Genomic DNA, 13,683 nt, shown 5'->3' with positions numbered 1-13,683 from the left:
GAGCGCAACCCTTATCCTTGTTTGCCAGCGAGTAATGTCGGGAACTCCAGGGAGACTGCCGGTGATAAACCGGAGGAAGGTGGGGACGACGTCAAGTCATCATGGCCCTTACGAGTAGGGCTACACACGTGCTACAATGGCGCATACAGAGGGCAGCCAACTTGCGAGAGTGAGCGAATCCCAAAAAGTGCGTCGTAGTCCGGATTGGAGTCTGCAACTCGACTCCATGAAGTCGGAATCGCTAGTAATCGTGGATCAGAATGCCACGGTGAATACGTTCCCGGGCCTTGTACACACCGCCCGTCACACCATGGGAGTGGGCTGCAAAAGAAGTAGGTAGTTTAACCTTCGGGAGAACGCTTACCACTTTGTGGTTCATGACTGGGGTGAAGTCGTAACAAGGTAGCCCTAGGGGAACCTGGGGCTGGATCACCTCCTTATACGATGATTACTCACGATGAGTGTCCACACAGATTGATGGTTTATGTAGTTTAAGAGACGATACTGGGTCTGTAGCTCAGGTGGTTAGAGCGTTCGCCTGATAAGCGAGAGGTCGGTGGTTCAAGTCCACTCAGACCCACCAATTTCCCTTGTGAGATTGGCACACAGTATCAACACCTGATGGGGCTATAGCTCAGCTGGGAGAGCGCCTGCCTTGCACGCAGGAGGTCTGCGGTTCGATCCCGCATAGCTCCACCATCTTTAAGTGTTCTTGAAAAAGAATCTTTAAAAATGGTTTCATTAGAAATCTAGCTCTTTAACAATTTGGAAAGCTGACAAATCAACAATTTATTTGTTGATTGTAAAGTTCTCAATGTTTGTCTTTAAGACAAACACCAATACAACACATTCAAGTGTTCTTGGGAATGTCACTTTTAGTGACTATTCAAAATTGAGTCCGGCAAAATCGAGTCTGCACATGTATAAAAATGCAGACAACTTTGGTTGTTTAACAACATCCTCAAGATTCGCTTCGCGAAACTCTTTGGGGTTGTATGGTTAAGTGACTAAGCGTACACGGTGGATGCCTTGGCAGTCAGAGGCGATGAAGGACGTATTAACTTGCGATAAGCCCAGATTAGGTAGTAAAAACCACTTGAGTCTGGGATTTCCGAATGGGGAAACCCACGTGCATAAGCATGTATCATTAACTGAATACATAGGTTAATGAGGCGAACCGGGGGAACTGAAACATCTAAGTACCCCGAGGAAAAGAAATCAACCGAGATTCCGAAAGTAGCGGCGAGCGAAATTGGACTAGCCCTTAAGCTTTATATGCGTTAGACGAACGGTCTGGAAAGTCCGGCGATACAGGGTGATAGCCCCGTAGTCGACAACGCACATTCAGTGAAATCGAGTAGGGCGGGACACGTGATATCCTGTCTGAATATGGGGGGACCATCCTCCAAGGCTAAATACTACTGACTGACCGATAGTGAACCAGTACCGTGAGGGAAAGGCGAAAAGAACCCCTGTGAGGGGAGTGAAATAGAACCTGAAACCGTGTACGTACAAGCAGTAGGAGCACCTTCGTGGTGTGACTGCGTACCTTTTGTATAATGGGTCAGCGACTTATATTCAGTAGCAAGGTTAACCATCTAGGGGAGCCGTAGAGAAATCGAGTCTTAACTGGGCGTCGAGTTGCTGGATATAGACCCGAAACCAGGTGATCTAGCCATGGGCAGGTTGAAGGTTGAGTAACATCAACTGGAGGACCGAACCGACTAATGTTGAAAAATTAGCGGATGACTTGTGGCTAGGGGTGAAAGGCCAATCAAACCTGGAGATAGCTGGTTCTCCCCGAAATCTATTTAGGTAGAGCCTCGGACGAATACTACTGGGGGTAGAGCACTGTTAAGGCTAGGGGGTCATCCCGACTTACCAACCCTTTGCAAACTCCGAATACCAGTAAGTACTATCCGGGAGACACACGGCGGGTGCTAACGTCCGTCGTGGAGAGGGAAACAACCCAGACCGCCAGCTAAGGTCCCAAATTATTACTAAGTGGGAAACGATGTGGGAAGGCTTAGACAGCTAGGATGTTGGCTTAGAAGCAGCCATCATTTAAAGAAAGCGTAATAGCTCACTAGTCGAGTCGGCCTGCGCGGAAGATGTAACGGGGCTAAGTAATAAACCGAAGCTGCGGCAATGTAGTTTACTACATTGGGTAGGGGAGCGTTCTGTAAGCCGTTGAAGGTGAGTTGTAAAGCTTGCTGGAGGTATCAGAAGTGCGAATGCTGACATGAGTAACGATAAAGGGGGTGAAAAACCCCCTCGCCGGAAGACCAAGGGTTCCTGTCCAACGTTAATCGGGGCAGGGTAAGTCGACCCCTAAGGCGAGGCCGAAAGGCGTAGTCGATGGGAAACGGGTTAATATTCCCGTACTTCTTATAATTGCGATGGGGGGACGGAGAAGGCTAGGTGGGCCTGGCGACGGTTGTCCAGGTTCAAGTGCGTAGGCTTAAGAGTTAGGTAAATCCGGCTCTTTCTAAGGCTGAGACACGACGTCGAGCACCTACGGGTGTGAAGTCATTGATGCCATGCTTCCAGGAAAAGCCTCTAAGCTTCAGATTATAAGGAATCGTACCCCAAACCGACACAGGTGGTCGGGTAGAGAATACCAAGGCGCTTGAGAGAACTCGGGTGAAGGAACTAGGCAAAATGGTACCGTAACTTCGGGAGAAGGTACGCTCTTGTCGGTGAAGTCCCTTGCGGATGGAGCTAACGAGAGTCGCAGATACCAGGTGGCTGCAACTGTTTATTAAAAACACAGCACTGTGCAAAATCGTAAGATGACGTATACGGTGTGACGCCTGCCCGGTGCCGGAAGGTTAATTGATGGGGTTAGACTTCGGTCGAAGCTCTTGATCGAAGCCCCGGTAAACGGCGGCCGTAACTATAACGGTCCTAAGGTAGCGAAATTCCTTGTCGGGTAAGTTCCGACCTGCACGAATGGCGTAATGATGGCCACGCTGTCTCCACCCGAGACTCAGTGAAATTGAAATCGCTGTGAAGATGCAGTGTACCCGCGGCTAGACGGAAAGACCCCGTGAACCTTTACTACAGCTTGGCACTGAACATTGACCCTACATGTGTAGGATAGGTGGGAGGCTTTGAAGACGGTACGCCAGTATCGTTGGAGCCGTCCTTGAAATACCACCCTTGTAGTGTTGATGTTCTAACATTGACCCCTGAATCGGGGTTGTGGACAGTGCCTGGTGGGTAGTTTGACTGGGGCGGTCTCCTCCCAAAGAGTAACGGAGGAGCACGAAGGTGGGCTAAACACGGTTGGACATCGTGTGGTTAGTGCAATGGCATAAGCCCGCTTGACTGCGAGAATGACAATTCGAGCAGGTGCGAAAGCAGGTCATAGTGATCCGGTGGTTCTGTATGGAAGGGCCATCGCTCAACGGATAAAAGGTACTCCGGGGATAACAGGCTGATACCGCCCAAGAGTTCATATCGACGGCGGTGTTTGGCACCTCGATGTCGGCTCATCACATCCTGGGGCTGAAGTCGGTCCCAAGGGTATGGCTGTTCGCCATTTAAAGTGGTACGCGAGCTGGGTTTAGAACGTCGTGAGACAGTTCGGTCCCTATCTGCCGTGGGCGTTGGAAGATTGAAGGGGGCTGCTCCTAGTACGAGAGGACCGGAGTGGACGAACCTCTGGTGTTCGGGTTGTGTCGCCAGACGCATTGCCCGGTAGCTAAGTTCGGAATCGATAACCGCTGAAAGCATCTAAGCGGGAAGCGAGCCCTGAGATGAGTCTTCCCTGACCCCTTGAGGGTCCTAAAGGGTTGTTCGAGACTAGAACGTTGATAGGCAGGGTGTGTAAGTGCTGCGAGGCATTGAGCTAACCTGTACTAATTGCCCGTGAGGCTTAACCATACAACACCCAAAGGGTTTTGATGGACTCAATACAAGAATATTGAATGTGTTAAGAACTTAAACAGCTTTCCGAATTTTAAGAATTTGCTTGGCGACCATAGCGATTTGGACCCACCTGATTTCCATGCCGAACTCAGAAGTGAAACGAATTAGCGCCGATGGTAGTGTGGGGTTTCCCCATGTGAGAGTAGGACATCGCCAGGCTTTAAATTTAGACTCTAGAGTCTAACCAGTGCGGAGCGGTAGTTCAGTTGGTTAGAATACCGGCCTGTCACGCCGGGGGTCGCGGGTTCGAGTCCCGTCCGCTCCGCCACTTATTCAGACAAAGCCCTAGCAGAAATGCTAGGGCTTTTTCGTCTGTATAGGGTTAATTTGGTCTGTGACCAACGAGTCCCGCTTGCCTGCAAGCCCAGCCATCTGCCACTTATTTAGAAAGCCTAGTCTTACGACTAGGCTTTCGTCGTTTATGAATGCATATTTTAGAAGCCCGTTGCTGACGCAACGGGCTTTTTGCGTTTAAGAGGTAAGGAATAGTGCTAGCTCTCTATAGCGCTTCTTGGAGCTGAGAAATTGCCTTCCTTCGGTCTTTGACTGACACATTGTCATTCCATAGAACGACGAAGGAGTGAGTAGGGGATCTCATTGATTTTTCGACTTACTTCAAGCGAACTCTCTACTGTTGACGCCTCACTAGTGAGCATAGCTGTCTAACTCATCGAAACAAAGTAGGTTGACACTAAGTGCTAACCTCTAATAATTTCTCGTTTCTCGACAACAAAAAAGGCCAGCTCATGCTGACCTTCTGTTAATGCTAGTGGTTGCCCTATTAAAGGATAATATCTCTTACTTCAGGATCTTTACGCTCTAAGTAGTGAATTGACTTAATACGACGAATCGTACGGCAGCGACCACGGATGAGCAGTGTTTCGGTAGTTGCGATATTGCCTTGACGAGTGATGCCTTCAAGTAGATCACCTTTTGTAATACCGGTCGCTGAGAAAACAACGTTATCACTGCGCGCCATATCTTCCATCGTTAGAACAACATTAGCTTTTACGCCCATCTCTTCACAGCGTTTCAACTCAGCAGCGCCATAGATACGGTTTTCTTCGCTGTCACCTTTTACTTCATGGCGCGGAAGTAGTTGACCATGCATATCGCCATCTAGTGCGCGAATAACTGCCGCAGAGACTACACCTTCAGGAGCGCCACCGATGCAGTACATTGCATCGACTTCACTGTCCGGCATACAAGTTAGGATAGAAGCGGCGACATCGCCATCAGGTACGGCGAACACTCTTACGCCCATTGCTTGCATCTGTGCAATCACTTCATCGTGACGAGGCTTAGCTAGGGTAATAACAACCAAGGTATCTAGTGTTTTGTTTAGTGCCTTAGCGATGTTCTCTAAGTTTTCTTTTAGCGGCTTATTCAGGTCGATGCAGCCTTTTGCACCTGGACCTACTACCAACTTTTCCATGTACATGTCTGGTGCTTTAAGGAAACTGCCTTTCTCGCCTGCAGCCAGCACAGCAAGAGCATTTGATTGACCCATTGCTGTCATGCGCGTTCCTTCAATTGGGTCTACTGCAATGTCGACTTCGTCACCACCTACACCGACTTGCTCACCGATGTAGAGCATTGGAGCATCATCGATCTCACCTTCACCAATTACGATCTCTCCGCTGATCTCTGTTTTGTTGAGTAAGGTACGCATGACTTCTACTGCTGCACCATCAGCTGCATTTTTGTCGCCTCGACCAAGCCATTTGTAACCAGCTAGTGCTGCGCCTTCGGTAACTCGAGAAAATGCCATTGCTAAATCGCGTTTCATGATGACTCCAAAATTCAAGGAAAGAGAAAAATAAAAAACGGCAGAATTTTAGCATATCAAGAAGGAAACGTTTGCTTTTTTAATTGAACGACCATTGAACTGCATCAATCTAGTGGGTTAAATTGGTCATTGAGATTAACCAGCTCCCTAGATGTAAGGTGATTGTCAATTTGCGCTGTTTTTTTGACCGAATGGTGCAAAATATCAAATATAGGGAGTGTTTATCAGCTCTCGGCTGAGTAGAATGGAACAAAATAGGTTTTGCTACATCAGTGGTCAAAACCCTTATCCGAATAAATATAGGTAGGCTAAGATGTCTTTTGAAGTACTAGAACAACTAGAAACTAAAATCCAAACTGCAGTAGATACTATTGCCCTTCTACAGATGGAAGTTGAAGAGCTTAAAGAAGAAAAAGAAAAGCTAGCAACTGAAGCGAACGAACTACGCGAAAACCGTCAAGAGCTAGAGCAGAAAGCTCAACAGATGCAACAAGAGCACACTGCATGGCAAGAGCGCATCCGTAACCTACTAGGTAAAATGGATGAAGTAGAGTAATTGATACTTTACTTGAGTAGATCGAAAAGGCCGAACGTAATGTTCGGCCTTTTTGTTTTGAGTGGGATTTTTTGAGGCTTAGCTTAGCCTTGAGGGCGAACCCCCAGTGTATGACATAATGCGTAAGTCATCTCTGCGCGGTTTAGAGTATAGAAGTGGAAGTCTTTGACTCCTTCACGGCTTAGTGTTCTTACCATATCGATTGCTTGGCTAGCACCCACTAGCTGGCGGGTCGTTGGATCATCATCCAGCCCTTCAAATTGTTGCGCCATCCAGCCAGGTACTTTTACATTGTTCATTGCAGCGAAACGTGACGCTTGCTTAAAGTTCGAAACAGGTAGGATGCCCGGGACGATTTCTACATCGATGCCTGCAGCAACACTGCGGTCACGGAAGCGTAGGTAGCTTTCAACATCGAAGAAGAATTGAGTGATGGCGCGGTTAGCACCAGCGTCCACTTTACGTTTTAGGTTTAGCAGGTCTGCTTGAGCACTCTTTGCTTCAGGGTGGACTTCTGGGAAAGCCGCAACGGAAATATCAAAATCATGGCGTTCTTTCAATAGTGTCACTAGGTCAGATGCATACATTTCAGGCGCGCCGCCACCCGGTGGAATATCACCACGCAGAGCCACAATGCTTTGGATGCCATTTGCCCAGTAATCGTCAGCAATCTGGATAAGCTCTTCGCGTGAAGCGTCAATACAGGTTAGGTGCGGTGCTGCTACTAGACCTGTTTGATCTTTGATTTCTTTGATGATTGAATGAGTTCTGTCGCGCTCACCTGAATTTGCGCCGTAAGTAACAGAAACAAATTTAGGTTTGAGAGTTTTTAAGCGGTGTACTGAATTCCATAGAGTCTCTTCCATTTTTTCACTGCTTGGTGGAAAAAACTCAAATGACACATTGATATTGTCAGACAGTTCAGCGATATTCTGATTTAAAGCGTCAATATGACTGGCGTGTGTGTATCCCATCTTACTCTCCCTGTGGCCATCAGTGCCAAAAACTCAAAAATCCAAATCGACGTTTAGACGTCTATATGTCTACAGAATGTATTGAATACGATTTAATGTCAACCGTACGATTATGAATTTTTCTCAAGTTAATTATGAGTGAAGTTCAAGTTGAGTTGAAATCGATTCATGATGAGAGAGGAAGAGTATTAGGCGCAGTGATGACTGCGCCTATTTTGCTTAAAGTAAGCTAGAAAGGAGATTGAGATCCGACTGAATTGCCCCTGCGGTGACTTCTCTGCCAGCACCAGGGCCACGAATGACCAATGGGTTATCTTTGTACCACTTACTCTCTATCGCGAAGATGTTGTCACATGGTAAGAGATTGGCTAATGCGTGCTCTTTATTTAGCGCCTCTACGCCGACTGTAGCTGTTCCATTCTTTTCTAAACGTGCGACATACCTTAGGACCTTATCATCGCGCTGAGCCTTTTCTAGGCGCTCTGCGAGTAGCTCGCTTAGTATTTGGCTTTTATCTAAGAACTCATCTAAAGATACATCGGCAAGCTCTGCAGGAACTAAGCTTTCTACTTTGACCGATTCAGGTTCTAACGATAGGCCAGATTCACGCGCTAATATTACCAGCTTACGCATTACGTCCGACCCATCTAGGTCACTGCGTGGATCTGGTTCAGTCAGGCCTTGTTGCCATGCTAAGTCGACCAACTCTGCAAATGGAATCGTGCCGTCATATTGCTGGAATAGCCATGAGAGTGTTCCTGAGAAGATGCCTGAAAGTGCGATAATGTCATCACCACTTTCGCGCAGATCACGCACGGTATGGTTGATTGGTAGTCCAGCACCAACAGTAGCATTGTATAACCAGTGACGGTTGATTTTCGCAAATGCATCTTGTACTTGATGGTAGTACTCACTTGAAGCTGATCCTGCGACTTTGTTGGCCGATATTAAGTGCATACCTTGCTCGGCAATTTCAAGGTAGCGGCCCGCTAGAATTTGGCTTGCGGTCACATCCAGAACAACAACGTCATCATAGCCTTGTATCGCACCTAACCGTTCGATCCAATTACTCCCCTCGTGACTCATCGACTCTTCATCAAAATGCGCCGACACTTTGCTGGCATCAATGCCTTTATCATCGAACCAATAGGTTTGGCTATCGACAACCGCGACCAGTTCGAAATTCATGCCGTGGCGCTTCTCAAGCTCATTTTTTTGCTCGATAAACAGGTTGATCCAGCTAGAGCCAATATTACCTTTGCCACACAGAGCGATGGCAACCCGCTTTTGCGCTTGGAACAGTTGGCTATGAATTGATTTAACTAGAGGATTCGTATCCGTAGTACGCAGCACCGCCACTAAGCTTAAGCGAGATAATGATTCGGAGATAAACTCAATTGGTGCATTCTTTAGCTGCTGATAGAAACCGTAGCAATGATTGGCATTGGTTGTTACGCCTGCGCCAACGGCAGCGACCATTGAGTAGCCTTCTTTGAGCTTGATCTCGGCTTCAATTGCGGCATCTTGTAAATATTCTAGTGCACCACCTGCGATCTCTGCGGTATAGGCTAAACGCAGACATTGCTGGTCGGGCTGAGACTCATAAGTGAGAGGCTCAAGCTGTGCGCGCTTAAGGCTGGTTAGTACCTCATTTTCGACGCGTTGGAAGTCATGACCAGAGGCAAAGTTAAGCTCGATTAGGAGTACTTCATCAAGTGAAGAAATGATTTTGGCTCCGCGGCCAGATGCCAACACACGTTCAATACGGGTTGAACCAGATTCTGGCTGGTAGCTGCAACGTAGGTGCAGATCCATGGTGCTTTGCGCCACTGGTTGTAATGTACGACTGTGTAAAACTGGAGCCGCAAGGCGGGCCAGCTCACTGGCTTCATCTAAACGCAGTAGGGGCAGCAGACAAGCGTCAGAGACTAAACGTGGGTCAGCACTGTAAACGCCCGCGACATCGCTCCAAATCGTTACTCGGCTTGTTTCCGCTAATGCGCCGATAACCGTTGCCGAGTAATCAGAGCCGTTACGGCCAAGCAGTACGGTATGGCCTTGGCTGTCTTGAGCCATAAAGCCAGTAATGACGATACGATGATGAGAATGCTGTGCGAGAACTTCTTTAATCAATGGGTAAGAAGTGCCAAATTCAACTTCTGGTTGAGTGCCTGCTTCTGCACGAAGAAATGCACGTGCATCTTGGGCCACGGCTGGCAATTCGTTTTGATTAAGCAGTGCAGAGAGTAAGCGAGATGACCACATTTCACCGTGACCGAGAACCGCTGCCTTTTCGGCTTCGGTTAGCGGGTAGGTGAGTTCGCCAAGGGTACTAAATTCATCACGTAGTGTTGCTAGCAGTGGCTCACGTGCTTCTTCGCTTAGCAGTTCTTCAACTAACTCTACTTGAAATTGACGTAGGCTTTGCAGCTCTTCATGGGCAAGGCGGCCATCTTTACTCAGTGCGTCTAAAAAGGCGATTAGACGGTTAGTGGTTTTTCCTGCGGCGGATACCACAATCAGGTCGTCAGGCTTTGAGTATTCTTTGAGTATCCCCACCACACGACGGTAGCATTCTGGGTCTGCTAAGCTGCTACCACCAAATTTATGTAGCTGACGCTCGATAGACATTAGAATGCCTCCTTAGCTTTAGTAAATGCTTGCTGAAGGTCTTCAATTAAGTCATCAGCATCCTCTAAACCGACTGACAAGCGAAGCAGTTGTTGTGATACCCCCGCTTCGGCAAGTGCTTCTTCACCCATTGCTCGGTGCGTCATAGAGGCAGGGTGACAAATTAGGCTTTCTACACCACCAAGTGACTCGGCGAGTGAGAATAGCGCCAGCTCGCCAACAAAGTATTTCAGCTGTTCAAAGCTACCAGCAAACTCAAAACTTAACATTGAGCCAAAACCAGACTGCTGCTTCTTGGCAATCTCGTGACCTGGGTGATCCGGTAAGCTAGGGTGATAGATGCGACCAACTAACTCTTGAGTTTGTAGGTAGTCTAAGATCTTACTTGAGCTTTCCTCGTGCACTTTCATACGCGCGCCTAACGTACGAATACCGCGTAGCGTCATGTAGCTATCAAACGGTGTGCCGGTCGCGCCAATGCAGTTACCCCACCAAGCCAGCTCTTCAGCGTGCTGTTCTGTTTTGGTGATCACAACGCCGCCAATAACGTCTGAATGGCCGTTGATATATTTCGTTGTTGAGTGAATAACAAAGTCAGCCCCAAGCTCTAAAGGCTTTTGGAACACAGGTGTCAAAAAGGTATTGTCGACAGCGACAAGAGCGCCGACTTGCTTAGCCTGTTCACACACCTCTGCAATGTCGACCACGCGCACAAGTGGGTTTGATGGTGTTTCTAGTAGAATTAATTTGGGCTTTTTGGCGATAGCGGCTGCCAATGCTTGCTGATCGGACTGATCAACAAACTCGACTTTAAAATCACCTTTATTAGCGCGAGTGTTGAATAGACGGTAAGTACCGCCGTAACAGTCATGTGGTGCCACGATAAGGTCGTCTGGGCCTAGGAAGGCGGATACCCAAAGATTAAGTGCTGAGGTACCACAGTTAGTGACGACAGCGCCTTTACCGGATTCTAACTCGAACAGAGCCGTTTCAAGCAAACCACGGTTAGGGTTCCCTGAGCGGGTATAGTCGTACTTTGGTACTTCGCCAAATGCAGGGAAGCCATAGTTGGTCGATAGGTAGATTGGTGGAACAACTGCGTGATGCTGAGTGTCAGACTCGATACCAGTACGTACCGCGATTGTGGCTGGTTTGCGGGTGCTCATAAGTGTTTCCTTTCGAACTTTAGTGACTTCTAGTAGGGAATACGCTATACCTGTTGGTTGTTAGATATATGTTATTCCAATCCCATATCTGTTCACTTTACTTGTCATTTTTGTGGCCGTCAATACTTCTAGACGTCTATATGTCTTTGCTTATGGCCATAAATCCCGCTAAAATTGCGCTTTCTAATTTCAAACATAAATATTTACAAAAGGTGCGCAATGGCAGATTGGAATGGCGAATATATAAGCCCATATGCTGAACATGGAAAGAAAAGCGAACAAGTAAAGAAGATTACCGTTTCTATTCCATTGAAAGTATTGAAGGTATTGACTGATGAGCGTACGCGTCGTCAGATTAATAACCTCCGCCACGCAACCAATAGCGAGCTATTGTGTGAAGCATTTCTCCATGCTTATACAGGCCAACCATTGCCGACGGATGAAGACTTACGTAAAGATCGCCCAGACGATATTCCTGCAGAAGTGAAAAAACTAATGACAGAGATGGGTATTGAATTTGAAGCGTTTGACGAAGAATAATAAAAACCACAAGCACCTTAGTTTTTCGCTGTGAGCCAATACTGAATAGATACAAAAAAACCGCTCTCCATTGGAGAGCGGTTTTTTATTGTTTGTGATTTAAACTGATTAGTTTGCCATGTAGTTTTCTGGCATTTCTATACGAGCAACACCTGAGTCAACAGCAGCTTGAGCTACCGCTTTGGCTACGCGAGGTAGTAAGCGAGAATCCATTGGTTTTGGAATGATGTAACCCGGGCCGAATGAAAGCGCATCAACACCTGCTGCAATCAGTACTTCTGCAGGCACTTCTTCTTTTGCTAACTGACGAATCGCATCAACGGCGGCCAGCTTCATTTCATCGTTAATTTCACTTGCGCGAACGTCTAAAGCGCCACGGAAGATAAATGGGAAACATAACACGTTGTTTACCTGGTTAGGGTAGTCACTGCGACCAGTACCCATAATCAGATCGTCACGTACCTCGTAAGCGAGCTCTGGCTTGATCTCTGGATCTGGGTTCGAACACGCAAATACCACTGGTTTGTCTGCCATCAGCTTTAGTGCTTCTGGTGACAATAGGTTAGGACCAGATACACCCAAGAACAGATCCGCCCCTTCAATCACATCTTCTAGTGTGCGCTTGTCTGTATTGTTGGCGAATAGTTGTTTGTATTCGTTGAGATCGTCACGGCGAGTATGAATTACACCCTTACGGTCAAGCATATAGATCTTTTCGCGCATTGCGCCACATTTGATCAGTAGCTCCATACACGCGACAGCAGCGGCGCCAGCACCCAGACACACAATTGTCGCTTCTTCTAGTTTTTTACCTTGCAGCTCAATCGCATTAAGCATACCTGCAGCCGTTACAATGGCGGTACCGTGTTGATCATCGTGGAACACAGGTACATCACAACGTTCAATCAGCTGCTTTTCAATTTCAAAACAATCAGGTGCTTTGATGTCTTCAAGGTTAATACCGCCAAAGGTGTCGGCGATGTTTGCCACGGTATCAACAAACTCTTCAATCGTGCGGTGTTTTACTTCAATATCAATCGAGTCTAGACCTGCAAAACGTTTGAACAGAAGTGATTTACCTTCCATTACCGGTTTTGACGCTAGAGGACCTAAGTTACCTAAGCCAAGAATTGCAGTGCCGTTCGAGATAACCGCAACCATATTTCCTTTCGAAGTGTACTTGTAAACGTTATCGGCGTTTTGCGCGATTTCACGTACAGGTTCTGCCACGCCAGGGCTGTATGCTAGTGCAAGATCTTTTGCTGTTTCAGCTGGAGTCGTTAGTGCGACAGCGATTTTGCCTGGAGTAGGGTAAGCATGATAGTCCAGTGCTTGTTGGCGGAATTGTTCTTCTGGGGATAATTCTTGGCGATTGTCGTCTGACATGGGTGTAGGTACTCGTTAATAATTATAAATAATGGGGAAATCCATTTTAGAGTAACTAAGTCAAGCTGCATAGGTCAGAATGCGAGCTAAAGCAATAAAATGCGGTAAATGACTGGAGATAAGACCAGATGAATAGAGATATGGCTAGCGAACCTAAAATTTAGTAATAGATTACTCTGAGAAATGGCAATTTGGCTGGTGGCAGATAACAAAAAAGGACGCCTGAGCGTCCTTTTTTTCAATCAAGTCGAAGAAATTACTTCTTGCTTGAAAGAGCACCGAAACGCTTGTTAAAGCGATCAACACGGCCGCCTGTATCTACGATACGTTGCTTACCAGTGTAGAATGGGTGACATTTGTCACATACGTCTAGGTGGATAGACTCTTTAGCTAGAGTTGAGTTGAACTCAAAAGAGTTGCCACAAGAACAAGTTGCTTTAACAGCTTTGTATTCTGGGTGGATACCAGTTTTCATGGGATAACCTCAAATTAGGCCGTGTCGCTATCCGAATCTAAGCCGGACACCACACGTAGTGAAAAAAATAACTTAGATACCGCTACACTAAGGCGAGCCATATCCTAAGGCGCGATATAGTAATGAATACGTGAGCTAGGATCAACCAGTTTGAAGAGAAACTTGCTACTTTTTTAGCCATTATTGTTTTTGGCTGACTATTCAGCCTCTCTTTCCACTGCAAGGCTTTTCCC

At 47.0% G+C, this 13,683-nt stretch carries 8 protein-coding genes, 3 tRNA genes and 3 rRNA genes; 8 read left to right on the top strand and 6 right to left on the bottom strand.

The genetic code is table 11. The features are described 5' to 3' along the window. The 6 genes from VIA_RS21530 to VIA_RS21505 all read left to right on the top strand — a co-directional run. A 16S ribosomal RNA gene (locus VIA_RS21530) occupies window positions 1-440 on the top strand; the annotation flags it as partial. A gap of 66 nt (window positions 441-506) precedes the next feature. Further along, a tRNA-Ile gene (locus VIA_RS21525) sits at window positions 507-583 on the top strand. 40 nt (window positions 584-623) lie between these two features. Next, window positions 624-699, top strand: a tRNA-Ala gene (locus VIA_RS21520). Between the two features lie 298 nt (window positions 700-997). Then, window positions 998-3,888: ribosomal RNA gene (locus VIA_RS21515) — 23S ribosomal RNA — on the top strand. Between the two features lie 87 nt (window positions 3,889-3,975). Further along, window positions 3,976-4,092, top strand: a 5S ribosomal RNA gene (gene rrf, locus VIA_RS21510). A gap of 32 nt (window positions 4,093-4,124) precedes the next feature. Further along, window positions 4,125-4,201: transfer RNA gene (locus VIA_RS21505), tRNA-Asp, on the top strand. A gap of 513 nt (window positions 4,202-4,714) precedes the next feature. On the opposite strand, the gene glpX is transcribed toward VIA_RS21505, so the two are convergent. After that, window positions 4,715-5,722 carry a class II fructose-bisphosphatase gene (gene glpX / locus VIA_RS21500; RefSeq protein WP_004416003.1) on the bottom strand — a complete coding sequence of 336 codons (1,008 nt, stop codon included), beginning with the start codon at window positions 5,720-5,722 and terminating at the stop codon, window positions 4,715-4,717. 313 nt (window positions 5,723-6,035) lie between these two features. On the opposite strand from glpX, the gene zapB reads away from it, so the two are divergent. Next, entirely contained in the window at window positions 6,036-6,278 is a 243-nt protein-coding gene (gene zapB, locus VIA_RS21495) for a cell division protein ZapB (protein ID WP_004416001.1), read from the top strand. An 83-nt stretch (window positions 6,279-6,361) separates the two neighbouring features. On the opposite strand, the gene metF is transcribed toward zapB, so the two are convergent. The 3 genes from metF to VIA_RS21480 form a co-directional block, all read right to left on the bottom strand. Further along, window positions 6,362-7,252, bottom strand: a complete 891-nt coding sequence (gene metF, locus VIA_RS21490) for a methylenetetrahydrofolate reductase (RefSeq protein WP_004415999.1) — start codon at window positions 7,250-7,252, stop codon at window positions 6,362-6,364. A 219-nt stretch (window positions 7,253-7,471) separates the two neighbouring features. Continuing rightward, the gene (locus VIA_RS21485; RefSeq protein WP_004415997.1) at window positions 7,472-9,883 is read right to left on the bottom strand and encodes a bifunctional aspartate kinase/homoserine dehydrogenase II; all 2,412 of its coding nucleotides are present in this window, start codon (window positions 9,881-9,883) and stop codon (window positions 7,472-7,474) included. After that, complete coding sequence (locus VIA_RS21480; protein WP_004415995.1) at window positions 9,883-11,049, bottom strand: O-succinylhomoserine (thiol)-lyase; 1,167 nt, start codon at window positions 11,047-11,049, stop codon at window positions 9,883-9,885. The genes VIA_RS21485 and VIA_RS21480 overlap by 1 nt, the downstream gene beginning before the upstream one ends. Window positions 11,050-11,268: 219 nt before the next feature. Between VIA_RS21480 and metJ the strand changes: the two genes are divergently transcribed. Continuing rightward, window positions 11,269-11,589: a met regulon transcriptional regulator MetJ gene (gene metJ / locus VIA_RS21475; RefSeq protein WP_004415993.1), complete on the top strand. Its 321-nt coding sequence runs from the start codon at window positions 11,269-11,271 to the stop codon at window positions 11,587-11,589. 108 nt (window positions 11,590-11,697) lie between these two features. Here metJ and VIA_RS21470 read toward each other — a convergent pair whose 3' ends face one another. Together VIA_RS21470 and rpmE are read right to left on the bottom strand one after the other, a co-directional pair. Continuing rightward, the gene (locus VIA_RS21470; RefSeq protein WP_004415990.1) at window positions 11,698-12,975 is read right to left on the bottom strand and encodes a malic enzyme-like NAD(P)-binding protein; all 1,278 of its coding nucleotides are present in this window, start codon (window positions 12,973-12,975) and stop codon (window positions 11,698-11,700) included. Window positions 12,976-13,231: 256 nt separating this feature from the next. Continuing rightward, window positions 13,232-13,450 (bottom strand): 50S ribosomal protein L31, encoded by a 219-nt coding sequence (rpmE, locus tag VIA_RS21465; protein WP_004415989.1) that lies wholly within the window; start codon window positions 13,448-13,450, stop codon window positions 13,232-13,234. Between the last annotated feature and the right edge of the window lie 233 nt (window positions 13,451-13,683).

This window comes from Vibrio orientalis CIP 102891 = ATCC 33934, assembly GCF_000176235.1.
GTDB lineage: Bacteria > Pseudomonadota > Gammaproteobacteria > Enterobacterales > Vibrionaceae > Vibrio > Vibrio orientalis.
This window is presented reverse-complemented; position numbering and strand designations above follow the sequence as displayed.

Coding starts and splice junctions, on each gene's coding strand:
- VIA_RS21470 (WP_004415990.1), bottom strand. CDS start 12,975: ATGTCAGACGACAATCGCCAAGAATTATCCCCAGAAGAACAATTCCGC.
- metJ (WP_004415993.1), top strand. CDS start 11,269: ATGGCAGATTGGAATGGCGAATATATAAGCCCATATGCTGAACATGGA.
- zapB (WP_004416001.1), top strand. CDS start 6,036: ATGTCTTTTGAAGTACTAGAACAACTAGAAACTAAAATCCAAACTGCA.
- glpX (WP_004416003.1), bottom strand. CDS start 5,722: ATGAAACGCGATTTAGCAATGGCATTTTCTCGAGTTACCGAAGGCGCA.
- VIA_RS21485 (WP_004415997.1), bottom strand. CDS start 9,883: ATGTCTATCGAGCGTCAGCTACATAAATTTGGTGGTAGCAGCTTAGCA.
- VIA_RS21480 (WP_004415995.1), bottom strand. CDS start 11,049: ATGAGCACCCGCAAACCAGCCACAATCGCGGTACGTACTGGTATCGAG.
- metF (WP_004415999.1), bottom strand. CDS start 7,252: ATGGGATACACACACGCCAGTCATATTGACGCTTTAAATCAGAATATC.
- rpmE (WP_004415989.1), bottom strand. CDS start 13,450: ATGAAAACTGGTATCCACCCAGAATACAAAGCTGTTAAAGCAACTTGT.